This window comes from Microbulbifer sp. ABE4_465, from assembly GCF_056160765.1.
In genome coordinates this window covers 79,438-103,457 of record NZ_JBSWXV010000005.1, presented here as the reverse complement: position 1 = coordinate 103,457, position 24,020 = coordinate 79,438, and the positions used below count along the sequence as shown (strand labels likewise).

Here is a 24,020-nt window from a genome sequence, read left to right as displayed (position 1 = left end):
TGTTGTCGTCGGAGAGGGGAGTATTGTGAGGCTAAACCTATGAATATATCTCAGGCTGCCGCTCAGGCGGGCTTATCATCCAAGGCGCTGCGTTACTATGAGGCCGTCGGGCTGCTTGTACCGGGGCGAGGGGCGAATGGTTATCGAGAGTATTCGCCTGCAGATGTGAGTACCCTGCAATTTATCCAGCGCTCACGGGCCTGCGGGTTCGCCATTGAGGAAGTGCGTGAGCTCCTCTCTTTGTACCGGAATCCGTCTCGGCGCAGTCACGATGCAAAAGTGCTCGTGGAAGAAAAGCTCAACCAGGTGGAGCAGCAGCTACAAAGCCTGCGGGCTATGCATTCCACACTGACCGAGCTGGCTGACTCCTGCGCCGGCGACAACTCCCCCAATTGTGGCATTCTCGATCAGTTGGCCAGCGGGAAGTAATGGAAACTGGGGTGGCAGCCTGGCCTAAAACGGCGCCTTCCATCCATCCAGAATCTGCTCTTTGGAGAAGCGTGCCGCTTCCTCGTCCGTCAGCTGCCGCCGCTTCTCATTTTCGTGCGCTCCCGGCCCGTGACTCTTGTATTCAAAAAAGCGCGCACTATCCGGTGTGAATACTGTGGACTTGCTGCCATCGCGACTGGTGCCACGCATGGACGCCCATCCGTCACCGGTGATGTGGTCGTCCATATAGGAATTGATAAATACCGTCGCACCGATCGCATCCGGGTCTGCATAGCGGCCGTCGGCAAAGGTTGTGGTGGGGTGCCAGGGGCGGCCCAACGGCGAAGAATTGGCGGGAACGCCGTCGGCTTTCAGCAACCGGCAATTCAAAAACACCAGACCAAATTCATTACTGATATCGGTACTCGGTGCGGTCACGTAGCCCACTATTTCCCGCTGGGTTCCGCGGGGGCGAGTGACAATATCGCTGTTTTCAAACAGCGCCTGGCCCGCCCCAAAGATAAAGTCCACATTGCCCTCGATCACGCTAGCCACAAAATAGCTGCGGCCTCCCTGCACAAACAGGGTGTCCTGGTAGCCCAGCAGCCGCACGTTGCGGAAGGCGGAGCGGTCACTGTTCAATCCGGCTTCCAGGGCCACGGCCTGGGTACCGTTGATCTTATTGGTGTGATCCTTGGGCAGGGCATCGGTGGCGAGGAAATCGAAGCTGTTTTCGATGGTCAGGTTTTCCGCGCGAAAGTCCGTAGCCTCGATAGTTACCGTTGCGGTAGCAAAGGTACCCATCTGCTCGCCGGACTCCGGCCCCGCACCGGGAGCGGGCATGCCCGCGTAATCTCCATACTGAATAATGGTCTCATCGCGGCCGGCACCGATCAGGTGGACGTTGGGTTTCTCTACCAGTACTTTTTCCCCGTAGATTCCGGCGGGAAGGTAAATCGAATAGGGGGTATCGCCATTGCGGGGTGCCGCGTCGATGGCGGCCTGCAGGGAGTCAAAACGGGCGACGGCTTTGATTTCGGTGGGAGCAGTTCCGACCACCGCGTCATAGCGCGACTGATCGGCGCAGGCGGTAAGAGTAGAGAGCGTGGTGAGGGAGATGATGCCCAGCAGGGCGGCCAACCATCCCGAAGCCCTCGAGGCAAGTGCCGGGAGCCGGGAAGTCACAGATAGACTGGAAGTTGGGGTCCCTTGAAACAGGCGGTGCAGCATCTCTCTCACTCCGTACAAAAATTGGCCTGATAGTGCATTGTTATTGGTCAGGCCATTCTATCCCCGTCAACTTCCCCCACTCAAGCCACCTTCCGCCGCCAGGCCCCTTATTTCCAGGTCCGTCCTGAGGTAGAATGCGCGCCCGATTTAACCGACAGAAGCCGACGCATCTATGGAAATCAATCCGCTTCTTAACCAGATGAAAGACCTCGCAGAGCGCACCGACGTTCTCAGGGGGTATCTTTGACTATGCTGGCAAGAAAGAACGCCTGACCGAAGTCGAACTGGAACTGGCCGAGCCCAGCGTCTGGGACGACCCCGACCGCGCCCAGGACCTGGGGCGTGAACGCTCCTCCCTGGAAGCCGTTGTAAAAACCATCGAAGACCTCGACACCGGTATCAACGACAGCCGCGAGCTGCTCGACATGGCCGTGGAAGAGGACGACGAAGACTCCGTCGCCGAAGTCGCCAGCGAACTCGAAAACCTCCAGCAACAGCTGGAAACCCTCGAATTCCGCCGCATGTTCTCCGGCCAGACCGACCCCAATAACGCCTACCTGGACATCCAGGCCGGCTCCGGCGGCACCGAAGCCCAGGACTGGGCCGAAATGCTGCTGCGCATGTACCTGCGCTGGGGCGAAGCCCACGGCTTCAAAACCACCCTGGAAGAAGCCTCTGCGGGTGAAGTCGCCGGTATCAAAAGTGCCACCATCCACTTTCAGGGCGAATACGCCTTCGGCTGGCTGCGCACCGAAACCGGCGTACACCGCTTGGTACGAAAGAGCCCGTTCGACTCCGGCAACCGTCGCCACACCTCGTTCACCTCCGTCTTCGTCTCCCCGGAGATCGACGACAACATCGAAATCGAAGTGGACAAATCCCAGGTGCGCGAAGACACCTACCGCGCCTCCGGCGCCGGTGGTCAGCACGTCAACAAAACCGACTCCGCCGTACGTTTGACCCACATCGAATCCGGCATCGTCGTCGCCTGTCAGAGCGAGCGCTCCCAGCATCAGAACCGCGACAAAGCGTGGAAAATGCTGCGGGCCAAACTCTACGAACAGGAAATGCAAAAGCGCAACGCCGAAAAACAGGCGATGGAAGAAAGCAAATCCGACATCGGCTGGGGCAGCCAGATCCGCTCCTACGTACTGGACGACCAGCGCATCAAAGACCTGCGCACCAGCGTCCAGACCAGTAACTGCCAGGCAGTGCTGGATGGGGATCTGGATCAGTTTATTGAAGCGAGCTTAAAAGCGGGGCTGTAAACCCAAGCCCCAAAGCGCTCTTTGCTTACGAAGTTAAATACTTCAAATCGAAGGCGGAGTGCTGGGGATTCGGTTTCGAAAGCGTCGGCAACAGGGATGTTGCCGACGCAGCGTACAGGGACGTATTCACAGCGGTTTCGAAACCGAATACCCAGTGCTTCGCCGCCACGGACTCGAATTAAGAACTCCCAAGAGCTACGAAGTCCGAAACACACCAAAAGACATGTGATAGATCATGAGCAATACACCAACTCAGCAAGACGAAAACAAACTGATCGCCGAGCGCCGCGCCAAACTCAGTGCCATGCGCGAGAAGGGCAACGCCTTCCCGAACAGCTTTCGCCGCGAAAACCTCGCCGCCGACCTGCAAAAAGAGTTTGGTGAAAAGACCAAGGAAGAACTGGAAAGCGAAGGCAACACCGCCTGCGTTGCCGGCCGAATCCTCGCCAAACGCGGCCCCTTCATGGTCATCCAGGACGTCTCCGACCGCATCCAACTGTACGCCGACAAAACCGCACAGAAAGATATCAAAGAGCGCTGGGGCACCTGGGACATCGGCGACATCGTCGGCGTCAAAGGCACACTGCACAAGTCTGGCAAAGGCGACCTCTACGTTAACTGCGAAGAGTACAGCCTGCTCACCAAAGCCCTGCGCCCGCTGCCAGAAAAATTCCACGGTATCGCCGACCAGGAAATGCGCTACCGCCAGCGCTACGTAGACCTGATCGCCACCCCGGAGTCCCGCGACGTATTCCGCGTCCGCTCCGAAGTGATCAGCTACATTCGCAGCTACCTCAACAACAACCACTTCATGGAAGTGGAAACCCCCATGCTGCAGGTCATTCCCGGCGGCGCCACCGCACGCCCGTTCGTCACCCACCACAACGCGCTCGACATCGACATGTACCTGCGCATCGCGCCGGAACTGTACCTCAAGCGCCTTGTTGTCGGTGGCTTCGAACGCGTCTACGAAATCAACCGCAACTTCCGTAACGAAGGTCTGTCCACCCGCCACAACCCCGAGTTCACCATGCTCGAGTTCTACCAGGCGTACGCGGACTACAACGACCTGATGGACCTGACCGAAAACATGATCCGCGGTATTTGCACGGACGTGCTGGGCAGTACCACCGTTCAGTACCAGGACAGCAGCTACGACTTCGCCAATCCGTTCGACCGTATCAGCGTTTTCGACTCCATCCTGAAGTACAACCCGGAACTGAAAGTGTCCGATATCGACAATATCGAAAGCGCGAAGAAAGTAGCCGAAGGCCTCGAAATTCCGCTGAAGGATATCTGGGGGCTTGGCAAAATTCAGATCGAAATCTTCGAGAAAACCGTCGAGCATCGCCTGGATCAGCCGACCTTCATCACCGAATACCCGACCGAAGTATCACCGTTGGCGCGCCGCAACGACGACAACCCGTTCGTCACCGACCGCTTCGAATTCTTTGTCGGCGGCCGCGAGATCGCCAACGGCTTCTCCGAGTTGAATGACGCCGAAGACCAGGCCGAGCGCTTCAAGGCCCAGGTGGCCGAGAAAGACGCCGGTGACGATGAAGCCATGCACTACGATGCCGACTATATCCGCGCACTGGAATACGGCCTCCCGCCCACTGCCGGTGAAGGTATCGGCATCGACCGTCTGGTAATGCTGCTGACCAACTCACCGTCCATCCGCGACGTACTGCTGTTTCCGCATATGCGTCCGGAAGCTTCCGCCGAGTAATATTTGGCGGAAACATAAAGTATAAAAAAGGGGCGATGGCTTTGCGGCCATCGCCCCTTTTTTGTGGAAGCTTGTTTGTAAAAGCCTGAGCCGTCTATCCGCGAATACCCAGCGGACCTGCAGGCAGATAGATCGTCTCGGTAGACGAGCTTCCCTGGCGCTGAATTTCTACCGCCACGGATTCTCCCGGCTTGGCTTGGTACACCTGGGTGCGCAGGTCGCCCATATGGAACACGCGCTGATTGTTGTAGCGGATGATTTTGTCTCCCGGCCGCAACCCCGCCTCGTATGCCGGAGCGGATTCCACCAGATCGCCGATTTCCATTTCCGTACGGCCGCCGTAAGCGTTCAGGTATTGCTCAAACTCCGCGGAGTTCAGCTCCTGCTCAAACACACGCCGGGGATTACTGTACGTCTGTAGTTTTTGCTGCAGCTCTTGAGCACGCTCCGAACGTTTGTCTTGCAGGTGGTGGTACTCGTAACTGAACTGCATTTGCTCGTACTGCAGGCGTTCCTGTTTCTCGACAATCGCCGTAGCCCGGCTGTGGCTGAACCCTGCCTCCACCAACTGTTGTACCTGGTTTTCCCGCTGTCGTTCAAATCGGTTCCTGCGGCGCTGTTGACGACTCTGGGTTGGCGGCTGGTTGGAGATATTTTCGATATTCATCGCGCTGGCGTGGCGGGTTTGTGGTGTTGCGGTTTCCGGATCGAGTTTGGAACTCAACTCATTGACCAACTCTAACAGCTGCCCCTGAATTTTCAGGGTTTGCTCCAGTGTGCTCTCCAGAGTCGCGAGCCGGGCTTCCAGGCTATCGGAGGTGGGGTGTTCGCGAGTCGGGTTTTTGGAGTCAGAGAAGGTGGCGGGTGTCATAGTGCTCGAGGAGGTCCAGTGAGCAACCGCGCCGCCAACCAGCAGCAGGGCTGCTACCGCGAGCAGAATTCTGTATTTGCGAAAGGTGTGGACGCTGGGCTGCATAAGGTCACCCGTGAACTTCACTATTGCCGTTTGTAGCTGATTATAGAAGTACCAGGTGGTTGGGCAGCTCGTTCTTGATGACTGTGGCGGGTGCGGCTTCTTCCAGCAGTTCCCCGCATTTTTCTACGCAGTGGACAAAGGCCTCGCCCGTTTTACCCTTTTTTACTTCGCGAATAAAATTTTCCACGATTTCTTGCCACGTTTCGTTGGTGATCTGCTCCGCTAGGCCCCTGTCGGCGAGAATCTCCACATAGTGTTCCGCCTGGGACACGAAAATCAGCAGGCCGAGCCGGTCTTTGGTGCTGTGTAACTCATGTTCGAGAAACTGGCGGCGGGCGAGATTTGCAGCGCGCCAGAATTTGATTTTCTTCGGAACCAGCCACATGGTGAGTGGACGCCAGCGGAACAGGACGGCGAGGGCAATAAACAGTATCCATTGCAACGTAAACGCCTGCTGGTACTCGATCCACCAGGGGAGAAATTGCATCAGCGGCGCAATCAGCAAAGCGATAAACGCCGCCCACAGGGTGGATATGTAAAGGTAGTTGTCGGACTGACGCGCCAGTACCGTCACTACTTCTGCATCCGTAGTGGATTCCACGGCCTTGATGGTATCGGCAAGCTGGCGTCTTTCGTGTGCATTTAGCATATTTGTGCCGCTGATGAATTGTTTCGCTTATTGATGGTGTTTACCAACCACCGGAGGCCCCTCCGCCACCGAAACCGCCGCCTCCACCACCGAAGCCGCCTCCAAAACCGCCAGAACCTCCGCCGAAGCCGCCACCACCATAGTAGCCGCCGTACCGGCCGCGCCGATATCCACTACTTCCGTTGGGAGCGCCCAATACCGAGGAGCCAAATATCTGCAGCATTACAAAAAGAAGGAAGATGCCGACAAGCAGAGCCAGCTGGCGGTTGTCGTTGGTGTCGGTACTTTCAGCTACGTACTCGTTTTTGATTGCTGCAATAATTGAGTCGATACCGGCGACGACACCACCATCAAAGTTACCGTTGTGAAACTGAGGCAGGATCTTGGTGTGGATGATGTTGGAGGATATGGCGTCTGTCAGTGCGCCTTCAAGTCCATAGCCGACCTCAATACGTACCTTGCGTTCGGCGGGCGCCACAATCAGTAGCACGCCATTGTCTTTGTCTTTCTGTCCGATTTTCCAGTGGCGTGCCAACTGGTAGCCGTACTCCTCAATGGTCAGCCCCTGCAGGTCTGGAAGAGTAACCACTACGATCTGGTTGCTGGTGGCCTTTTCCTGCTGCTGCAGTTGCTCCGTGAGCTGGTAGCGAGTGCTTTGGCTCAGCAGGTTGGCATTGTCCACGACCCGTCCAGAGAGCGGCGGAAACTGGATATCTGCCAAGGTTGCCGCTGCCCACAATAGTGTCGGGCACAAGAGCAGTAAAAGCGCGATCCGCCGGATCGTCATAGACAGGCCCCGTGGTCGAAATTACTGGAAGTCGACTTCCGGTGCTTTTTCTGCACCTTCCGAGGTGGCTTCAAAGGTGTCGCGCAGTGGCATATCGCTGTAAAGAACGGTATGCCAGATGCGTCCGGGAAAGGTGCGAATCTCGCGGTTGTAGCGTTCTACGGCGGCGATATAATCCCGGCGGGCTACGCTGATGCGGTTTTCGGTGCCTTCCAGTTGTGATTGCAGTGCAAGGAAGTTCTGGTTGGCTTTCAGATCTGGGTAGCGCTCGACAACCACCATCAGGCGCGACAGGGCGCTGCTCAGTTGGGACTGGGCCGCCTCAAACTGTTGCAGTTTGGCAGGGTCATTGATGATATCGGAGTCCACCTGCATGGAATTCACCTTGGCGCGCGCTTCGGTCACCGCTTCCAGGGTTTCCTTTTCATGAGCGGCGTAGGCCTTTACGGTCTTTACCAGGTTTGGGATCAGATCCGCGCGGCGCTGGTACTGGTTCTGTACCTGGGCCCAGTTGGCTTTAACATTTTCGTCGTAAGTGGGAATGTTGTTTATGCCACATCCGCTGAGCCCAAAGGCAATCAGGAGCGTGATCAGCAGCTGCCATTGGCGAGAGCCGGCGATGGATGTATTTTCCTGGCGTAGAAATTTTGTAGGTGCGTTCATTCCTTCCATCCCTGTGGGTTACGAACCACACAATAATAGTCTTCAATCCGGCATTTTCGCGCAAGTTCTTCCCGGTTGAAGCGATAGAGAGCAGTAATGGCACTTAAAGCGACTATCTTCAAAGCCCGCGTACAGATCTCCGATATGGATCGGGACTACTATGCGGAGCACAACCTGACTCTGGCGCGTCACCCGTCGGAAACCGATGAGCGCATGATGATCCGGTTGCTGGCGTTTGCCTTGAATGCGAGCGATCAGCTCGAGTTTACCCGCGGGCTATCCAGTGACGACGAAGCCGATCTCTGGCAACACAGCCTGAGTGGCGAGATCGAGCACTGGATCGAGGTGGGAGTGCCGGCGGAGGAAAGGGTGCGCAAGGCCTGTGGCCGGGCTCAGCGGGCGACGATTTATGCCTATGGCCAGCGCACAGCACCGGTGTGGTGGCAGAAGATGGAGTCGGCCAGTGCACGATTCGACAATCTGCAGGTGTTCTTTTTACCGGCGGAGCAGTGCACAGACCTGGCGTCGATGGCCGAGCGCAATATGGAGCTGACCGCCACCATTCAGGACGGGCAGCTGTGGCTTGCCAGTGATAAACAAACCGTAGAAATTCAGCCTCAGCGCTGGAAGTAATTTAGCTATCCCGCAGGCCGCGGGATTTTATGATTGGAGTTCAATATGCCTTCTTTTGATATTGTTTCTGAAGTGGATAAGCACCAGCTGACCAATGCTGTGGACCAGGTAAACCGCACCATCACCAACCGCTTTGACTTCAAGGGGGTGGACGCGGAAGTGGAAATGAGTGAGTTCGCCCTGACCCTGCGCGCGGAGTCCGATATGCAGGTCAACCAGATGGTAGATATGTTGCGGGCGGCGCTGATCAAGTGTGATATCGACCCGCTGGCGATGGATGTGGGAGAAGAGGAGCAGTCCGGCAAACAGGTAAAAGTTGGCGTGACCCTGAAAAACGGTCTCGACAAAGATCTGTCAAAAAAGATCGTTAAGATCATCAAGGAAGAGAAGCTGAAGGTGCAGGCGGCGATTCAGGGGGACTCGGTACGGGTCACCGGCAAGAAGCGCGATGACCTGCAGCAAGTAATCGCCATGTTGCGGGGTAAGGAGCTGGAACAGCCGTTGCAGTTTAATAACTTCCGTGACTGATTCTTTGAGAGATGGTCACCGGGCAGTATCGAAAGTGGCGATCTCCAATTGGGGGAAGCCATTGATGAACTCGATACCGTCCTTTCTGCGCAGTGTTGGTGCTTTTGTTTGTCTGGGCTTTGTGGTGCCGGCCTCGTTTGGTGACCCTGTAGTGGGTCAGTCGGCTCCGGTCATCTCGGCAAAGTTGCTCGACGCCTGGTGGATCGACGGCAGTGACGGGTTGGATATATCCGGCCTCAGTTTCTGCCACGGTGAGCTGCTTGCGGTCGCGGACAAGTCATCGGAGCGAATCTATCGCCTTACCCCGGAATCAGGGCAGACGAGTGTTGGGTTGGATACGCGAGCGGAATTTTCCCGCCCGGCGCTGCCTGACGACCAGCCGGTTTCGGTTAAAGTCAGGGCGCTCCACTATGCCAGTGCACCACTCAGTATGGATTTTGAAGGGATCACCTGCGATGCCGATGGCACCTACCTGTTGAGCGAGCGGCACAACCGTATCGCTCAGCTGGATATTCCCGGCCGCACCGCGCAGTGGCTGCCTCAGCGCTGGTCGGAATCCGCAAAAAAGCAGGGTTACCTGCAGTTGTTCAATGCGGAGAGTGAAGGGCTGGTCAAGGCCGGAGAAGAATTCTGGGTGGCGCTGGAGCGACAACCGCGGGGATTGTTGAGGCTGAAGCCCGGTGACGTGGAAGGAGAGGCGTTTTATTCGATACCCGGAGTGCCCGGCCTGGATTTCCGAGGTCGTTCGGAGGATCTGACGGCGCTGGCCTTTTACGACGGTGCGCTGTTTACTCTGGAGCGCAATGCGTTTGCGGTATGCCGGCGCAATTTGCAAAGCCTGCGCGCAGACTGGTGTATTCAATACCGGGATGTGGAAGAGGGGCCTGAGTATGTGTATAAGGAAACCCGCTTTGGCAAAGGCGAAGGGTTGGCGATCAACGAGCAGGGTATTTTTGTGGCGCTAGACAACAATGGTGTGGCCCGCGCGGCAGACCCGGAAGATGCCCGTGGCCTGCTGATGCGCCTGGCGTTTCCCGATATTCCTGCATCCCTGGATGCGGTAGCAAATTAGCGAAATTTGAGCTTGTCGGATTCTTCACTGGCACTGTTGTTAAAAGAGGTGCGCGCCTGCCGGTTATGTGAGGCGAACCTGCCCCTCGGGCCGCGGCCGGTCGTCAGTGCGGCCAGATCTGCGCGTCTGTTGATTATTGGGCAGGCGCCCGGTACGCGGGTGCACGAAACCGGTATTCCCTGGAACGACCCTTCCGGTGAACGCCTCCGCGACTGGCTGCAGCTGGATCGCGATGCCTTCTACGATGAAACCCAGATTGCCATTATGCCCATGGGATTCTGCTACCCCGGGCGCGGCAATGGTGGCGATCTGCCGCCGCGCCCCGAGTGCGCGCCCACCTGGCACCAGCGGATATTGGATCAGTTGCCGGATATTCAATTGATCCTGCTGATCGGCCAGTACGCCCAGCGCTACTATCTCCCCCACTGGTATGGCAGCATTACGGAAAACGTGCGCCATTTTGCCGATGCGTTGCCTCACGGTTATTTTCCTCTCCCCCATCCGAGCCCGAGAAATACCCTGTGGCTAAAGCGCCGCCCCTGGTTTGAGGAAGAGGTGGTGCCAGCATTGCGCGCGCAAGTTCAGAACGTATTGAAAGGTTGACGATGCAGGTTCCCGAAAATATTAGAATCCACCCATCCTGGTATTCGGTGCTCGAGCCGGAATTTCACAAGCCCTATATGGGAGAACTACGGGAATTCCTGCAGCAGGAAAAGCAGGCCGGCAAGACTATCTTTCCCCCGGGTGGTCAGATCTTCAACGCCTTTAACTCCACCCCGTTTGATGAGGTGAAGGTGGTGATTCTCGGGCAGGATCCCTACCACGGCGTAGGCCAGGCCCACGGCCTGTGTTTTTCGGTCATGCCCGGTGTGCGCGTGCCGCCATCACTGAGAAATATCTATAAGGAAATGGAGTCGGACCTCGGCATTGTCGCGCCCGATCACGGATGCCTGCAGCCCTGGGCGGAGCAGGGGGTGTTATTGCTGAATGCGACACTTACCGTGGAAGAGAGTAAGGCCGGTGCGCACCAGGGACGCGGCTGGGAGCAGTTTACCGACGCCGCGGTACACGCACTGGCAGAGCAGCGGGAAGGATTGGTGTTCGTATTGTGGGGAAGCTACGCGCAGAAAAAGGGCGGCTTTATCGATCAGCGCAAGCATCTGGTATTGCGCGGCCCGCATCCGTCACCGCTTTCCGCGCACCGTGGATTTTTCGGCACGCGGCCGTTCTCTCAGGCGAATGCCTATCTGCAAAGCAGCGGAGTCGCGCCCATTGAATGGGCGCTGCCTGCAGCAGGAGCGCTGAGTAGGGTTGCGGTAGAGATCTGATCAGGCGAGGGGATCAGCGTCGGCGTCGTAGGGCAATTCAAGCACTTCCAGCACGCGGCCATCCTTGAGCTGCAGACTTTCCCCATCTGCCACCTTGCTTTTGGTTAACACCGCCAGCAGCGCCGTTTCACCATCCTGCGGGCTGGCCAGCACGATATTGCCCACACTGGATTTCCCTTCTCCGGAAAAAATCTCCGCCCCCGGTGCGGGCAGTTCGCCGCTGTCGATCTGCGCCCGGTACATACGACGTTTGGCGGCGCCCAGGTACTGCATGCGCGCCACCACTTCCTGTCCGGTATAACACCCTTTCTTGAAGCTGACGCCGCCGAGCTGGTGCAGGTTGACCATCTGCGGAATAAATTCTTCGCTGGTGCTCTGATACACCAGCGGAGTGCCAGTTTCCGCCAGCTGCAACAGCCACTGGCTGTAGCTGGCGGGTTCGGCGCCATTGCTGGCGAGTCTCTGCCAGAGATCAGCGGACTGGTCTGCCGGAATTTGCAGCACCACATTGCGCTCACTCAGGCCCGCTGCCAGCGCGCGTTCACCGTTGTGGTCGAAGGGGCGCAGCTGGTGGGGGAGCAGGTCGGTGTCTTCGCTGTTGGACAGGCTCAACAACTGGTTGGCGGTGCGGCAGGCGTCGCGGCCGCACAGGGCGAGCCAGCGATTGCTGTCGCTGACATCACTCAATTCGGTTTTGAAGAACACCGCGTATTTTTTCAGTGCGGCAAGGGCGGTGGCGACCAGGTCCCGGGGCATCAACAGGACGAATTCTGTTTGCTCGATTTTCAGTGCGTAGAAGGCACTGATCATGCGGCCCTTGGGATTGCAGTGGCTACCCAGGGTGAGATGCTCGTCGGGCAGGTTGACCAGGTCACAGGTAAGCTGGCCCTGGAGAAACTTCTGGCTGTCCGGGCCTTTCACGGAGATGGCGCCCATAGGGCTCAGGTCGATCAACTGAAGCTTTGCGCCGTTCTCAGTGTCAGTTGCCGGGAAGAGCGCACCGCCGTCCTGCCAGCTTGCGCCCTGGGTGCTTAGAAAATCCTGCCACTGCTGTTGATCCATGCTGAACTCGCTGCCTGAAACATTGATGGGGCGGAAGCGAGGAGCCCCCCCTCTCCCGAGACACGCTGTAAATACGTCCCTGTACGCTCGTAATCGGCACCCATGCCTCATACGGTCTCGGAAGAGGGCGGTTCCTCCCTTCCACCCGCTTAATATGCGTTTATACGACGCCGAATGGTGCGTCTAGGTGACTGTCTAATTTGGGGTTTTGCCGCGGGATTTCAACTACCGGTATACTGCGCGCACTTTGAATTGTGGCTTGAGTACGAAGTATGGATCGCAACCGCCTGTTTTGGGCCAGCCGTCGCGGCATGTTGGAGTTGGACCTGGTGCTGCTGCCGTTTCTCGATAATGTGTATGAGACACTGTCCGAGGAAGACAAGCAGCGCTATATCAAATTGCTGGATGAGCAGGATCAGGACCTGTTCGCCTGGTTCATGCGCCGGGACGATCCCCAGGATCCGGAGTTGATGCATATTGTCCAGATTATCCGCGACAACACCGGCCTGCAGGAGTAATTCTGGAGCGAAAGCCGCTCCCGATTCCCCGTCTTCCGATGCCGCTCAGCCCCAAACGGCGGGGCTGAAGCGCGCAGACCGCAGTGCGCGGCTGGTGTGTGATCTGGCACCGTCGCGTCTATTGCGCATTTTCCTGCCTCTTGTTCTCCTGCAGTCGATTCTTCTGCTGCTTGTTTCCCGTCTTCCCTGGCTTGCCGTGTGCGCATTGATTCCCGCAATCGCGTTTTACGGGGTAATTGAGTGGCGCCGGCTGGCGGCGTCCGTTGGGCGCCTTTCGACGGCGGAACGGCGCTGGTACTGGCAGATGAAGGGCGGTGCGCGGCGGGAATTTCAGTTGGTGGGGGAGCTGACGCTGTGGCGCTGGCTGATCGTGATCAACGGCCGGGATCTCGAGGGGCGGCGCTTGCGGTTGGTATTTGCGCGGGACGCCGCCAGTGCAGATGACTGGCGACGCCTGCTGGTGGCGTTACGTTATTCCCGCTAGATCTATTTTCCGGGGGAGGTTCAGGGGGGGGGAATTCAGGGGCCGATAAAGTGCCGCTGATCGGCAAAGTTCTCCGGCACCAGAATGGTATCCATGGCCAGTTCCCGCAGCCCCGGGTAGTCCAGTGAGTAGTGCAGGCCGCGGCTCTCCCGGCGGTCCAGGGCGGAACGGATAATCAGCTCGGAGACCACCGCCAGATTGCGCAGTTCGATCAGGTCGCTGGTGATGCGGTAATTCGCGTAGAACTCCAGAATCTCTTTCTGCAGCAGTTTCACCCGGTGCTCCGCCCGCAACAGGCGTTTGCGGGTGCGCACAATGCCGACAAAGTCCCACATAAAGCGGCGCAGCTCGTCCCAGTTGTGCGAGATCACCACGTCTTCATCGGAATCGGTGACCCGCGATGCGTCCCAGGCCAGGGCGGATTTCGGCGGGGCTACCTTTTCGATGGTGCTGTCGATATGCATCGCCGCAGAGCGCGCATACACCACACATTCCAGCAGGGAGTTACTGGCCAGGCGGTTGGCGCCGTGCAGGCCGGTAAAAGTGGTTTCGCCGATGGCGTACAGCTGGTCCAGATCGCTGCGGCCGTGCTGGTCCACCATCACGCCGCCGCAGGTGTAGTGGGCGGCAGGTACCACGGGGATGGCCTCGCGGGTGATATCGATGCCGTATTTCAGGCAGTTCTTGTACACCGTGGGGAAATGCTCGCGGACAAACTCCGGGTCCTTGTGGGAGATGTCCAGGTAGACGCAGTCTGCACCCAGTCGCTTCATTTCGTGGTCGATGGCACGGGCGACGATGTCCCGCGGGGCCAGTTCGCCGCGCTTGTCGAAGCGGTGCATAAAGCGTTCGCCATTCGGCAGCTTCAGCAGGGCGCCTTCGCCGCGCAGTGCCTCGGTGATCAGCATGGACTTGGCTTTGGGGTGGTACAGGCAGGTGGGGTGGAACTGGTTGAATTCCATATTCGCCACCCGGCAGCCCGCGCGCCACGCCATGGCGATACCGTCGCCGCTGGCACCGTCCGGGTTGCTGGTGTACAGGTAGGCCTTGGCGGCGCCGCCGGTGGCCAGTACCACGGCCTTGCCCTGGAAGACTTCTACCTCTTCGGTTTCCTTGTTGTACACATAGGAACCGGCGCAGCGGAAGCGGCCGGTGGTGGCGTCTGGCTGGCGGATCAGGTCCAGCGCGATGTGGTGCTCGAAGCAGTCGATATTGGGGGTGTTGCGCACCTGCTCGATCAGGGTGCTGTGCACCGCGCGGCCGGTGGCGTCGGCGCTGTGAATGATGCGCCGGTGGCTGTGGCCGCCTTCTTTGGTGAGGTGGTAGTCACCGTCGTCTTCGCGGGTGAAATCCACGCCCTGGTTGATCAGCCAGTGAATGGCGTCGCGGCTGTTCTCCACGGTAAAGCGCACTGCGTCCGGGTGGCAGAGTCCGGCTCCTGCATCTAATGTATCGGCTATGTGCGCGTCTACCGAGTCGGTTTCGTCCAGTACGCCGGCAATGCCGCCCTGGGCAAACCAGGTGGAGCCGTCCTGCAGGCGCTGCTTGGACAGCAGGGCCACGCGGTGGCGTGCAGCCAGGTGCAGCGCCAGGGTCAGGCCCGCAGCGCCGCTGCCAATTACCAGGACGTCGTAGTGGTTCTCGTTCGGGGTCACAGGTCCGTTTGCCTTCTCTCTCATGGAGTTTTATTCATATTAGGGGGCGCGTAGTATACGCCATCTTCAAAAATTACCGATTTGTCAGGAACTTATGACCAAAATCCAGTGTCTTGGACACAACAGAATAAGCTTGGCGATGGCGCATTCCGGCGCCAGAGCAGCGGTTTGGAGTAGGGGATGACAGGGCAACAGGCGTCACCAAGTGATCGCCAGCTGGTAGAGCGGGTTCAGAAAGGGGACAAGCGCGCCTTCGACCTGCTGGTGCTGAAGTACCAACACAAGATCATGGCGGTGGTGAGCCGCTATATCAACGACCACGCCGAGGTACACGATGTGGTGCAGGAGGCCTTTATCAAGGCTTACCGCGCGCTGGGCAATTTCCGTGGAGAGAGTGCCTTTTATACCTGGATGTACCGGATTGCGATCAATACCGCCAAGAACCACCTGGTATCCCGCAGCCGCCGCCCGCCGTCATCCGATGTGGATCTGGACGACGCCGAATTCTATTCCGGCGCGGATCTGCTGCGGGACAACGAGACCCCGGAAAACCAGTTGTTCCGCGATCAGCTGGAGGCCACGGTGCATCGCGCGATTCGCGAGCTGCCAGAAGACCTGCGCTCCGCGGTGACCCTGCGGGAGATGGAAGGGCTGAGTTACGAGGAGATCGCGGAAGTGATGGGGTGCCCGGTGGGTACCGTGCGCTCGCGGATCTTCCGCGCCCGGGAATCCATTGACCGCGCGGTACAGGCAACCATGGCCGGTGAGCCGGAACCTGTAGACGGACGCGGTTAGAAGGCGGTTAGTAGAGGGGTGAACCCGAGGAGACAGGAGTGGCTATTCTTTAGTCAGTTCTGTTTTAGGCTTGGGGCCTTTTGAGGGCTTTCTGGTCTAAATCTTCCCGGTGACCGGGACGACAGATAAAATTTCGACGAATTCACACAAATTTTGTCTGCCCGGTAAAACTTTTTCGACAGACCCCGGTCTCACGTATTAACAAACAGGGTGTGAATTAGGGCGCATTAGATAAGCCCTGGGTTCATAAGCATCCAAAGAATTGCACTGAAAGAGGGTTGACCCGTATGTCCCACGGGAATCATCAGCAGCGTCTGAATGAGTCACTGTCCGCTTTGATGGACGGTGAGGCCAATGAGCTGGAAATTCAGCGTCTGCTTAAAGAAAGTGATGCCGCGGGCAGCGCTTCTGGCGGTGACTTGAACGAGCGCTGGTCCCGCTATCAGCTGGCTGCCGGCGTGATGCGTGGTGAGAAGGTGGCTCCGGTTGATCTCGGCCTTGCCGCCAGTATTTCCGCCGCCATTGCCGATGAGCCGCCGCTGCAGTCTGCAGAACCGGTGCCGGCCAATGATACCCATCACGACGTTACTCGCAGCCGCTGGTGGCGCCCGCTTTCCCGCGGTGCCGTGGCGGCAACGGTAGCCTTCGCTGCGGTGCTTGGTGTCCAGCAAATTCAAGCTCCGCAAACTCAGGGTGACCTGGTAGCGGAAAGCGAGCGCCCGCAGCAGGCACCGGTGGCTTCCATGCCCCAGCCGAGCGGTTTTCTTGCTCCGACACTGAATACTCGCGCGGTGAGTACAGCGCCACAGTTGGTACCCGAACAGCGTGTTGGTCCTGCGCCTCAAGTGCAGATGGTGCCTACACCAGAGTTGATGCGACATCTGAACCGGGTGATGATCGAGCACTCCGAACAGGCGGCCCGCGTTGGCAGTCAGGGCATGGTCCCCCATGCGCGCGCAACCTATGGGGAGCGCCCACCGGAGTAATTGCGATAGCCGGTGCCAGGCAGCGGCTTTCCCGATGCACAACCAGATAAAGCGTGAATATGGCAAACCTGATTTCCCGTAATGCCCGCAAAGCCAACAGCTCGCTGTTGGCTTTTTTACTATTGGCTGCACCCATTGCTGTACCCGGCGTGAGCGCGCAGAGCGCTGAACCCGCTGAAAACTCAGGTGCCCTGGATGGCGCCGCTTCGGCGCCGCCTTCTGCTGGTCAGAAGCCCTCTGTGCCACTGCCCGCGCCGGAGTCGACTGAAGCGACCCGGGTATTGCTGGCCAAGCTCGCACAGGCGGTTGCTAGTTTGGAGTACCGCGGCCTTGCGACATTCGAGCATGTTGGGTCCATGGAGACCCTGGAAGTGGTGCATGGTATCCGTGACGGTGAGCAGGTCGAGCGAATCCGTTATCTCACCGGCAGCCCGCGGGAAATGGTGACTCGCAGCAGTGACAGCCAGTGCCACCGCGAGAGCAGCCCGCTATCCCGTCCCGGTTTGCACAGCGCCGCGGGGCTGGAGAATGTCCAGTCCAACTATCTCTTCCTGGTTCGCGGCGAGGAGCGCATCGCTGATCGCGAAGCGATTGTGCTGGAAGCACGCCCACGGGACCTGCACCGGTTCGGCATGGTGATCAGTGTCGACAAAGAGACGGGTTTGCCGCTCAAGTCCATGTTGGTGGCGCCTGCTGGCCGTGTACTTGAGCGCTTTCAGTTTGTGGAGCTTGATCTGGCGCCGGTGACCGACAGTGAGCTGCAGCCGCGTTCACCCGCGGTGCGCGAAGAAACTAGCCCCATTACCTGCACGGATGCTGAAAGCCGCTGGCGACTTGGCTGGGCGCCAAACGGCTTCAAACCGGTGGCCGTGCAAGCGCTGGCCGATGGCCAGATGTTGGTATTCAGCGATGGCCTCAGTGCGTTCACTGTCTTTGTACAGCAGCTGCCGGAAATGAATTACAAAGGCCGAGCCGTGCGAGGTGCCACCGTCGCCTATATGGATCATATCGATGTGGGTGGTGCACGCTACACCGTGACAGTTGTGGGTGAAATCCCCGACAATACCGCGCAACTGGTGGCCAAGGCGGTCACAGAAAAACGGTAACCGGAAGTATCGAAAACATGATTGAAGAGCGTGGCAAAGTCGTCGCTATCGAGCATTCTGCGGTGTGGATAGAGACGGTGCAGCGCAGTGGCTGCCACAGTTGTGCGGCAAAGTCCGGCTGTGGCACAGGCCTGCTTGGCGACTTCTGGTCCAGTGCGTCTCGTGTCCGCGTGCCGGTACCACCTGCAGAGGCAGAAACAATACAGCTGCACGATACCGTGGTGATTGGCATTGGCGAGCGCGTGTTGGCAACAAGTTCGCTGATCGTGTATCTGGCGCCTCTGGTTACGCTGGTGGCGGGCGCGCTGGTGGGACAATCTGCGGGGTCCGAACCCCTGGCGATTGCCGGGGCTGCGTTGGGCCTTGCAGCAGGTGCGCTGGTTATCCGTCTCTACAGTAATTTCAATCGCGGTAATAGCGCACTTGAACCGCAATTCCTTCGTCGTGAACGGGGCAATCCCTGTGCGATACCCGTGTCTCCCATTGCCTGAATAGCACCCGGGCGCCGTTCTTCTTCCCTGGCTGCTGTTGCTGCGATCCCTTCCCGGCTCGTACGCCTGTGTCCCATACCTGCGTTCTTCTTGTTGGTCGTTTCGGGCCTGCGCAGATTTATGCGTGGATTTGGCTGCTGATTTCCCATCTGTTTCTACACTGAATGCTGACCGGGCGGTACGACCCGTATCGTGCCGAGCAAAGCAATAAACATACTCATCGGAGATCAGGGATGGCAGGGCAGGGAGAGTTGAACGGGCCTCAGAGTTTCGAGGGGCGCTGCTATGCAGAGAGCTGGCCGCTGAAAACGGCCTTTGTAATATCCCGCGGTGCGCGCACCGAGGCACGGGTTGTGGTCGTTGAGGTTTGCGCGGAAGGTGTGACGGGAACGGGTGAGTGCACCCCTTATCCGCGCTACGGTGAAAGCCTGGAATCGGTGCTGGCGGAGATTCATTCGGTTATGCCCGCCCTCCAGCGGGGGATCACCCGCCGTCAATTGCAGAATTTGATGCCTGCCGGCGCCGCGCGCAATGCGGTGGATTGTGCGCTGGCCGACTGGACACGCAAGCAGAGTGGCGCAGGCTTTGCTGGTCCCGACTCCCTACCCACGGTTCAGACATTGGTGATCGCGGAGCCTGATGCGATGGCTGATGCTGCGCAAGCTGCCGAACAGTCCGGTGTGTCGGTGCTGAAGCTCAAGCTCGACCGCCATCAGGTTCTGGAGCGTGTGAGTGCCGTGCGCGGTGCGGCTCCCGGCTGCGAGCTGGTGATTGATGCCAATGAAGCATGGGCGCCCGAGGGGTTGCCGGCACTTTGTGAAACCCTTGCCGAGCTGGGGGTCTCAATGCTCGAACAGCCCTTGCCGGTGGGTGAGGATCGCGTGCTGGCAACCTTTGCACACCCATTGCCAATCTGTGCCGATGAAAGTTGCCATACTCGTGCGGACCTGCCCAGACTCAAGGGCCTTTACGATATGGTGAATATCAAACTGGACAAAACAGGCGGGTTACAAGAGGCGCTTCTGCTCGCAGATGCCGCCAGTGAACAGGGCTTTGAGCTGATGCTTGGCTGCATGTTGTGCACATCGCGGGCGATTCGCGCGGTTTGGCCCCTCGGGGAAAGGGCGCGCTTTGTCGATCTGGACGGGCCCACCTGGCTGGCAAAAGATGTGAAGCCCTTGCAGTTTTTTCACGGCCGGGTTTTTTGGACCTGATGGTAGCGGGCCCTTGGTGACGGGCTCGTGGTGAAGTGTTGCCAGAGCGCTCGGCGTCAGGGGCGGTAGCAGAGCAGGTCGGTCATTACCTGCAGGTATTCTTCACTGGCGACATCCGCAGAAATTGGCGGAAACTCCAGAGTAATACAGGGGTGCTCGTTTTCCGCACACCAGGTGCCAAATGAGCCTGGTGTCTGGTAGCCCAGTTCGGTCACCAGTGGTAATTCGATCCGTTCGGCCAGCCAGTGCCCCAGCGGGCTTTGAAGGGGGTCCTCCACGCACGCGAGGGGCTCGTGAATCGAGACCATCCAGGCTGGGGCAAGCTCGCGTACCAGGCGGCATAGGGACTGGGTTTCCGGCTCGGACCCGGCATGGTCACCGCTGGAGAGATAGACGTCCCGCTCGTCGGCGGCGCTGTTCCAGCGGTAGACGGTGCCGCCGGACTTCCAGTTGATGGTGGCAAAGTTGCGGTTGAGGTCCACGCCGCGGGCATTGGAGCGCACTCCCAGCTGGCAGCCGTCCGGGTTGACCGCCAGAATCACATGGTGCCGCAGTAGGCCCGCCTCCAGAGAGCGCAGGGCGCACGATAGAGTGACCACCGCGGCGACTTCGTCGCCGTGGGTGCCGGCCATCACCAGTCCGGTATTCTCGTCGCAGATTTCTGCCGGAAAATAGTACAGCGGCGCGCCCAGAGCAGACTGACCATACTGAAGCCTCTGGGTGTGAAACAGGCCACGCTGTGTCCGCGGGCGAAGGCGAACAGGGGGGGCGCGATGTTGGCGGGGAGGTTGTTTTGGGGCTGTCATGCAATCCTTAACACTGTTTTACACTAGGGAATGCGAACTTTTTAACGTAATGCCCAACTAATAGGGTGTCACGGGCTGGGGTTCAGCGATGTTCCCGGCCGATAGCAGCCTTCGCGGATAACACTGAGTGATAACCAAAAGGCTGCCAATTCAAAATGTATTTTTTGCATATTAGTAAAAGGGCTTATCAGGGGTGACAAATATGGTTGCACGCTGTTCGCAATTCTTACTTGCGCTTTGTTTCCTTGTCTCGACCGCGGCGTTTGCGCGCGGATTGCCGGAACTGACCGACCTAATCGAGCAGAATTCGCCGGCGGTAGTAAAGATCAATACGGTGGAACGCAACCGCGTTTCGCGCAACTCCATGCCGCCGCAGTACCAGCAGGAGATCCCGGATATCTTCCGGCACTTGCTGGAACCCCGGCAGCGTCAGCAGCGCCCGGTAGCCAGTATGGGGTCCGGATTTATCATTTCCGATGATGGCTATGTGGTCACTAACAACCATGTAGTTGACGGCGCGGATGAAGTCCGTGTCACTCTGACCGATCGCCGTGAGTACGAGGCCAAGGTGGTGGGTACCGACCCCCGCTCCGATTTGGCGCTGTTGAAAGTGGAAGGGGAAAACCTGCCCACGGTGCGCTGGGGCGACTCGGAAACCATCAAGGTAGGTGAATGGGTGGTGGCCATTGGCTCCCCGTTTGGCCTGGATTACTCCGCCAGCGCCGGTATCGTCAGTGCCATGGGGCGCAGCATCCCCAACGAAAGCCGCGAGAACTATGTTCCGTTTATCCAGACCGATGTGGCCATCAACCCGGGGAACTCCGGTGGACCGCTGTTCAACCTGAACGGCGAAGTGGTGGGTATCAATTCCCAGATCTACACCCGCAGCGGGGGCTCCATCGGCCTGTCATTTGCGATTCCCGCGAGTCTCGCCCAGGACGTGGTTGCCCAGCTCAAGGAAAAGGGGCGTGTTGACCGCGGCTGGCTGGGGGTGGGTATCCAGGATGTGGACCGCAAACTCGCCACCGCCATGGGGCTCGGCAAGCCGGCTGGAGCACTGGTCGGTCAGCTGGAGGCTGACTCTCCGGCGGACAAGGCCGGGATCCAGGTGGGCGACATCATCACCCGCTTTGACGGCCAGAAGATCGTGATGTCCGGTGATCTTCCCCATGTAGTGGGCCGCACTCGCCCGGGTGCCGAGGTGCCGGTGCTGCTGATGCGTGAAGGCAAGGAGCGCAAACTGAGCGTGCGTGTGGGCGCCCTGCCTGGCGACGACGACGGCCAGCAGCAAGCCAGCGTAACGACGGCGACTGACGTGGGTGGCCGCCTGGGTCTTGTCGTCGACGAAATTCCCGACAGCCTCAAGCAGCGCCTGGGGGTGGAAAGCGGTGTATTGGTCAAGCAGGTGGTGCCGGGCAAGGCCGGTGCCAATGCCGGACTGCGCAGCGGCGACATCATCGCCCAGCTGGGCTTCGAGCAGGTGGAGTCCCTGTCAGACTACGAGAAGGTGGTGAAGAAGCTCCCGAAAGGTGAGCTGCTGCCGATCCGCTTCTTCCGCGGCGGCCAGCCGACCTTTCGCACTATCCAGATCGAAGAGGACTGATACTGGCAAAGATCACGTGAGTTAGTTGGATTGAGGGTCGGTTGCGCACAGCAATGCGGCCCTCAACCGGCTCAAGGCCAACAGCCCCGAGGGTTGCAGACAGATTGGATGCACTTTTTGCGCAACCTGTTAGACTTGCGCCCACAGCGCGGCCCGGTCCGCCCATTAACTCACTGATTTTTAAAAGGTTTTATCCTCGCAGTGGCCACTGATCTCTCCCATATCCGCAACTTTTCCATTATTGCCCACATCGACCACGGCAAATCCACCCTCGCAGACCGTTTTATCCAGGTGTGCGGTGGCCTGAGTGACCGTGAGATGGCGGCGCAGGTACTCGATAGCATGGATATCGAGCGGGAGCGGGGTATCACCATCAAGGCCCAGAGTGTGACTCTGGACTACAAAGCCCGTGACGGTAAAACTTACCAGTTGAACTTTATTGATACGCCCGGGCACGTGGACTTCTCCTACGAAGTTTCCCGCTCACTGGCCGCCTGTGAAGGCGCGCTGCTGGTGGTGGATGCGGCCCAGGGCGTTGAGGCACAGTCCGTCGCCAACTGTTACACCGCGATCGAACAGGGCCTGGAGGTGATTCCGGTTCTGAACAAAATGGATCTGCCCCAGGCGGAGCCGGAGAAAGTCGCGGAAGAGATTGAAGATATTATTGGCATCGATGCCACCGAGGCCACCCGCTGCAGCGCCAAGTCGGGACTGGGCATCGAAGATGTACTGGAAGACCTGGTGCGCCTGGTACCGCCGCCCGAAGGTGATGTAATTGCTCCCCTGCAGGCGCTGATTATCGACTCCTGGTTCGATAGCTACCTGGGAGTCGTGTCCCTGGTGCGCGTGATGCAGGGTACCCTAAAAAACAAAGACAAGATCGTTACCAAATCCATCGGTCGCGCCCACGTCGTGGACAGCGTCGGTGTGTTTACCCCCAAGCGCAAGGAAACCGGTGAACTGAAAGCCGGCGAAGTAGGCTTTGTGGTGGCCGGCATCAAGGACATTCACGGTGCTCCCGTGGGTGACACCCTGACCCACGCAAAAGATGCGGATCTGGTCAAAATGCTGCCGGGTTTCCAGCGCGTCAAGCCTCAGGTTTACGCGGGCCTGTTCCCGGTGAGTTCTGACGACTACGAAGCCTTCCGCGATGCCCTGGACAAGCTCTCCCTGAACGACGCGTCTCTGTTCTATGAGCCGGAAACTTCCGATGCCCTGGGCTTCGGTTTCCGCTGTGGCTTCCTCGGCATGCTGCACATGGAAATTATTCAGGAGCGCCTGGAGCGGGAATACAACCTGGATTTGATCACCACCGCGCCAACCGTGGTGTACGAGGTGGAACTGACCAATGGCGAAATCGTCAATATGGACAATCCTTCGCGCATGCCCGACCTTGGTCAGATCGAGGAAATGCGTGAGCCCATTGTGGAAGCGAATATTCTGGTACCGCAGGAATACCTCGGTAACGTGATCACCCTGTGTGTGGAGAAGCGCGGTGTCCAGCAGGACATGCAGTATGTGGGTGGGCAGGTGTCCCTGCGCTACGAGCTGCCCATGAGTGAAGTGGTGATGGACTTCTTTGACCGCCTCAAGTCCGTCAGCCGCGGCTTTGCCTCCCTGGATTACAACTTTGTGCGCTTTGACCCGGCAAAACTGGTGCGTCTTGATATCCTGATCAACGGTGAGCGAGTAGACGCCCTGGCGGTGATTCTGCACCGGGACAACGCGCAACAGCGCGGTCGCGCCCTGGCGGAAAAAATGAAAGAGCTGATTCCACGGCAGATGTTTGACGTGGCAATTCAGGCGGCTATCGGCGGTCAGGTGGTAGCGCGGACCACGGTGAAAGCCCTGCGTAAAAACGTAACTGCCAAGTGTTATGGTGGTGACGTAACTCGTAAGAAGAAGCTGCTGGAGAAGCAGAAGGCCGGTAAGCGCCGTATGAAGCAGCTGGGCAAGGTCGAAGTGCCACAGGATGCATTCCTTGCGGTGCTGAAAGTGGACAATTAAT

25 protein-coding genes are annotated in these 24,020 nt (G+C 58.5%); 17 read left to right on the top strand and 8 right to left on the bottom strand.

The window, feature by feature from the left end:
- Positions 1-39 precede the first annotated feature (39 nt).
- Positions 40-429 (top strand): MerR family DNA-binding protein, encoded by a 390-nt coding sequence (locus tag ACXAG1_RS10360; protein WP_475092582.1) that lies wholly within the window; start codon positions 40-42, stop codon positions 427-429.
- Between the two features lie 24 nt (positions 430-453).
- Here ACXAG1_RS10360 and ACXAG1_RS10355 read toward each other — a convergent pair whose 3' ends face one another.
- Positions 454-1,569 carry a pectinesterase family protein gene (locus ACXAG1_RS10355; protein ID WP_475119672.1) on the bottom strand — a complete coding sequence of 372 codons (1,116 nt, stop codon included), beginning with the start codon at positions 1,567-1,569 and terminating at the stop codon, positions 454-456.
- Between the two features lie 262 nt (positions 1,570-1,831).
- On the opposite strand from ACXAG1_RS10355, the gene prfB reads away from it, so the two are divergent.
- A protein-coding gene (gene prfB, locus ACXAG1_RS10350; RefSeq protein WP_475092584.1) for a peptide chain release factor 2 occupies positions 1,832-2,927 on the top strand; the annotation gives its coding sequence in 2 pieces (ribosomal slippage) (positions 1,832-1,903 and positions 1,905-2,927; 1,095 coding nt in all).
- A 235-nt stretch (positions 2,928-3,162) separates the two neighbouring features.
- Positions 3,163-4,656, top strand: a complete 1,494-nt coding sequence (gene lysS, locus ACXAG1_RS10345) for a lysine--tRNA ligase (RefSeq protein WP_475119671.1) — start codon at positions 3,163-3,165, stop codon at positions 4,654-4,656.
- A gap of 94 nt (positions 4,657-4,750) precedes the next feature.
- Here the strand turns inward: lysS and ACXAG1_RS10340 are convergent, their stop codons facing one another.
- From ACXAG1_RS10340 to ACXAG1_RS10325, 4 genes are all read right to left on the bottom strand, one after another.
- Entirely contained in the window at positions 4,751-5,632 is an 882-nt protein-coding gene (locus ACXAG1_RS10340) for a PDZ domain-containing protein (protein ID WP_475119670.1), read from the bottom strand.
- 40 nt (positions 5,633-5,672) lie between these two features.
- Positions 5,673-6,281 carry a TPM domain-containing protein gene (locus ACXAG1_RS10335; protein WP_475092587.1) on the bottom strand — a complete coding sequence of 203 codons (609 nt, stop codon included), beginning with the start codon at positions 6,279-6,281 and terminating at the stop codon, positions 5,673-5,675.
- A gap of 40 nt (positions 6,282-6,321) precedes the next feature.
- Positions 6,322-6,963, bottom strand: coding sequence for a TPM domain-containing protein (locus ACXAG1_RS10330; RefSeq protein WP_475092588.1), 642 nt, complete (start codon positions 6,961-6,963; stop codon positions 6,322-6,324).
- Between the two features lie 126 nt (positions 6,964-7,089).
- On the bottom strand, positions 7,090-7,731 hold the full coding sequence (locus ACXAG1_RS10325) for a LemA family protein (protein ID WP_475092589.1): 642 nt from the start codon (positions 7,729-7,731) through the stop codon (positions 7,090-7,092).
- A gap of 96 nt (positions 7,732-7,827) precedes the next feature.
- Between ACXAG1_RS10325 and ACXAG1_RS10320 the strand changes: the two genes are divergently transcribed.
- The 5 genes from ACXAG1_RS10320 (at position 7,828) to ung (ending at position 11,292) form a co-directional block, all read left to right on the top strand.
- Positions 7,828-8,364, top strand: coding sequence for a YaeQ family protein (locus ACXAG1_RS10320; protein ID WP_475119669.1), 537 nt, complete (start codon positions 7,828-7,830; stop codon positions 8,362-8,364).
- A gap of 45 nt (positions 8,365-8,409) precedes the next feature.
- Positions 8,410-8,892 (top strand): YajQ family cyclic di-GMP-binding protein, encoded by a 483-nt coding sequence (locus tag ACXAG1_RS10315; RefSeq protein WP_475092591.1) that lies wholly within the window; start codon positions 8,410-8,412, stop codon positions 8,890-8,892.
- 64 nt (positions 8,893-8,956) lie between these two features.
- Complete coding sequence (locus ACXAG1_RS10310; protein ID WP_475119668.1) at positions 8,957-9,964, top strand: esterase-like activity of phytase family protein; 1,008 nt, start codon at positions 8,957-8,959, stop codon at positions 9,962-9,964.
- 12 nt (positions 9,965-9,976) lie between these two features.
- Complete coding sequence (locus ACXAG1_RS10305; protein WP_475119667.1) at positions 9,977-10,567, top strand: uracil-DNA glycosylase family protein; 591 nt, start codon at positions 9,977-9,979, stop codon at positions 10,565-10,567.
- A gap of 2 nt (positions 10,568-10,569) precedes the next feature.
- The gene (gene ung, locus ACXAG1_RS10300) at positions 10,570-11,292 is read left to right on the top strand and encodes a uracil-DNA glycosylase (protein ID WP_475092594.1); all 723 of its coding nucleotides are present in this window, start codon (positions 10,570-10,572) and stop codon (positions 11,290-11,292) included.
- Here the strand turns inward: ung and ygfZ are convergent, their stop codons facing one another.
- A complete protein-coding gene (gene ygfZ / locus ACXAG1_RS10295) occupies positions 11,293-12,354 on the bottom strand; it encodes a CAF17-like 4Fe-4S cluster assembly/insertion protein YgfZ (protein ID WP_475119666.1) in 1,062 nt (353 codons plus the stop codon). It lies immediately after the preceding gene.
- 272 nt (positions 12,355-12,626) lie between these two features.
- Here ygfZ and ACXAG1_RS10290 point away from each other — a divergent pair, with 272 nt between their 5' ends.
- Together ACXAG1_RS10290 and ACXAG1_RS10285 are read left to right on the top strand one after the other, a co-directional pair.
- Positions 12,627-12,872 carry an FAD assembly factor SdhE gene (locus tag ACXAG1_RS10290; RefSeq protein ID WP_475092596.1) on the top strand — a complete coding sequence of 82 codons (246 nt, stop codon included), beginning with the start codon at positions 12,627-12,629 and terminating at the stop codon, positions 12,870-12,872.
- Positions 12,832-13,356, top strand: a complete 525-nt coding sequence (locus tag ACXAG1_RS10285; protein ID WP_475119665.1) for a protein YgfX — start codon at positions 12,832-12,834, stop codon at positions 13,354-13,356. The genes ACXAG1_RS10290 and ACXAG1_RS10285 overlap by 41 nt, the downstream gene beginning before the upstream one ends.
- 35 nt (positions 13,357-13,391) lie before the next feature.
- Here ACXAG1_RS10285 and nadB read toward each other — a convergent pair whose 3' ends face one another.
- Positions 13,392-15,035, bottom strand: a complete 1,644-nt coding sequence (nadB, locus tag ACXAG1_RS10280) for an L-aspartate oxidase (protein WP_475119664.1) — start codon at positions 15,033-15,035, stop codon at positions 13,392-13,394.
- Between the two features lie 156 nt (positions 15,036-15,191).
- Between nadB and rpoE the strand changes: the two genes are divergently transcribed.
- From rpoE to ycjG, 5 genes are all read left to right on the top strand, one after another.
- Positions 15,192-15,806, top strand: a complete 615-nt coding sequence (gene rpoE, locus ACXAG1_RS10275) for an RNA polymerase sigma factor RpoE (RefSeq protein ID WP_475119663.1) — start codon at positions 15,192-15,194, stop codon at positions 15,804-15,806.
- 287 nt (positions 15,807-16,093) lie between these two features.
- Positions 16,094-16,792, top strand: a complete 699-nt coding sequence (locus tag ACXAG1_RS10270) for a sigma-E factor negative regulatory protein (RefSeq protein WP_475119662.1) — start codon at positions 16,094-16,096, stop codon at positions 16,790-16,792.
- A 59-nt stretch (positions 16,793-16,851) separates the two neighbouring features.
- Positions 16,852-17,898: a MucB/RseB C-terminal domain-containing protein gene (locus ACXAG1_RS10265; RefSeq protein ID WP_475119661.1), complete on the top strand. Its 1,047-nt coding sequence runs from the start codon at positions 16,852-16,854 to the stop codon at positions 17,896-17,898.
- A 17-nt stretch (positions 17,899-17,915) separates the two neighbouring features.
- Positions 17,916-18,389 (top strand): SoxR reducing system RseC family protein, encoded by a 474-nt coding sequence (locus tag ACXAG1_RS10260; protein WP_475092601.1) that lies wholly within the window; start codon positions 17,916-17,918, stop codon positions 18,387-18,389.
- Between the two features lie 233 nt (positions 18,390-18,622).
- Positions 18,623-19,603 (top strand): L-Ala-D/L-Glu epimerase, encoded by a 981-nt coding sequence (gene ycjG, locus ACXAG1_RS10255; protein WP_475119660.1) that lies wholly within the window; start codon positions 18,623-18,625, stop codon positions 19,601-19,603.
- Positions 19,604-19,659: 56 nt separating this feature from the next.
- On the opposite strand, the gene mpaA is transcribed toward ycjG, so the two are convergent.
- Positions 19,660-20,409: a murein tripeptide amidase MpaA gene (gene mpaA, locus ACXAG1_RS10250; protein ID WP_475092603.1), complete on the bottom strand. Its 750-nt coding sequence runs from the start codon at positions 20,407-20,409 to the stop codon at positions 19,660-19,662.
- A 202-nt stretch (positions 20,410-20,611) separates the two neighbouring features.
- Here mpaA and ACXAG1_RS10245 point away from each other — a divergent pair, with 202 nt between their 5' ends.
- Both ACXAG1_RS10245 and lepA read left to right on the top strand, forming a co-directional pair.
- Complete coding sequence (locus ACXAG1_RS10245; protein ID WP_475092604.1) at positions 20,612-22,012, top strand: DegQ family serine endoprotease; 1,401 nt, start codon at positions 20,612-20,614, stop codon at positions 22,010-22,012.
- Between the two features lie 201 nt (positions 22,013-22,213).
- On the top strand, positions 22,214-24,019 hold the full coding sequence (lepA, locus tag ACXAG1_RS10240) for a translation elongation factor 4 (RefSeq protein ID WP_475092605.1): 1,806 nt from the start codon (positions 22,214-22,216) through the stop codon (positions 24,017-24,019).
- The last annotated feature ends 1 nt before the right edge of the window (position 24,020 follow it).

Coding starts and splice junctions, on each gene's coding strand:
- ACXAG1_RS10265 (WP_475119661.1), top strand. CDS start 16,852: ATGGCAAACCTGATTTCCCGTAATGCCCGCAAAGCCAACAGCTCGCTG.
- ACXAG1_RS10320 (WP_475119669.1), top strand. CDS start 7,828: ATGGCACTTAAAGCGACTATCTTCAAAGCCCGCGTACAGATCTCCGAT.
- ygfZ (WP_475119666.1), bottom strand. CDS start 12,354: ATGGATCAACAGCAGTGGCAGGATTTTCTAAGCACCCAGGGCGCAAGC.
- ACXAG1_RS10290 (WP_475092596.1), top strand. CDS start 12,627: ATGGATCGCAACCGCCTGTTTTGGGCCAGCCGTCGCGGCATGTTGGAG.
- ycjG (WP_475119660.1), top strand. CDS start 18,623: ATGGCAGGGCAGGGAGAGTTGAACGGGCCTCAGAGTTTCGAGGGGCGC.
- ACXAG1_RS10360 (WP_475092582.1), top strand. CDS start 40: ATGAATATATCTCAGGCTGCCGCTCAGGCGGGCTTATCATCCAAGGCG.
- nadB (WP_475119664.1), bottom strand. CDS start 15,035: ATGAGAGAGAAGGCAAACGGACCTGTGACCCCGAACGAGAACCACTAC.
- ACXAG1_RS10340 (WP_475119670.1), bottom strand. CDS start 5,632: ATGCAGCCCAGCGTCCACACCTTTCGCAAATACAGAATTCTGCTCGCG.
- ACXAG1_RS10315 (WP_475092591.1), top strand. CDS start 8,410: ATGCCTTCTTTTGATATTGTTTCTGAAGTGGATAAGCACCAGCTGACC.
- ung (WP_475092594.1), top strand. CDS start 10,570: ATGCAGGTTCCCGAAAATATTAGAATCCACCCATCCTGGTATTCGGTG.
- ACXAG1_RS10310 (WP_475119668.1), top strand. CDS start 8,957: ATGAACTCGATACCGTCCTTTCTGCGCAGTGTTGGTGCTTTTGTTTGT.
- ACXAG1_RS10335 (WP_475092587.1), bottom strand. CDS start 6,281: ATGCTAAATGCACACGAAAGACGCCAGCTTGCCGATACCATCAAGGCC.
- mpaA (WP_475092603.1), bottom strand. CDS start 20,409: ATGACAGCCCCAAAACAACCTCCCCGCCAACATCGCGCCCCCCCTGTT.
- ACXAG1_RS10270 (WP_475119662.1), top strand. CDS start 16,094: ATGTCCCACGGGAATCATCAGCAGCGTCTGAATGAGTCACTGTCCGCT.
- ACXAG1_RS10260 (WP_475092601.1), top strand. CDS start 17,916: ATGATTGAAGAGCGTGGCAAAGTCGTCGCTATCGAGCATTCTGCGGTG.
- ACXAG1_RS10325 (WP_475092589.1), bottom strand. CDS start 7,731: ATGAACGCACCTACAAAATTTCTACGCCAGGAAAATACATCCATCGCC.
- rpoE (WP_475119663.1), top strand. CDS start 15,192: ATGACAGGGCAACAGGCGTCACCAAGTGATCGCCAGCTGGTAGAGCGG.
- ACXAG1_RS10245 (WP_475092604.1), top strand. CDS start 20,612: ATGGTTGCACGCTGTTCGCAATTCTTACTTGCGCTTTGTTTCCTTGTC.
- lysS (WP_475119671.1), top strand. CDS start 3,163: ATGAGCAATACACCAACTCAGCAAGACGAAAACAAACTGATCGCCGAG.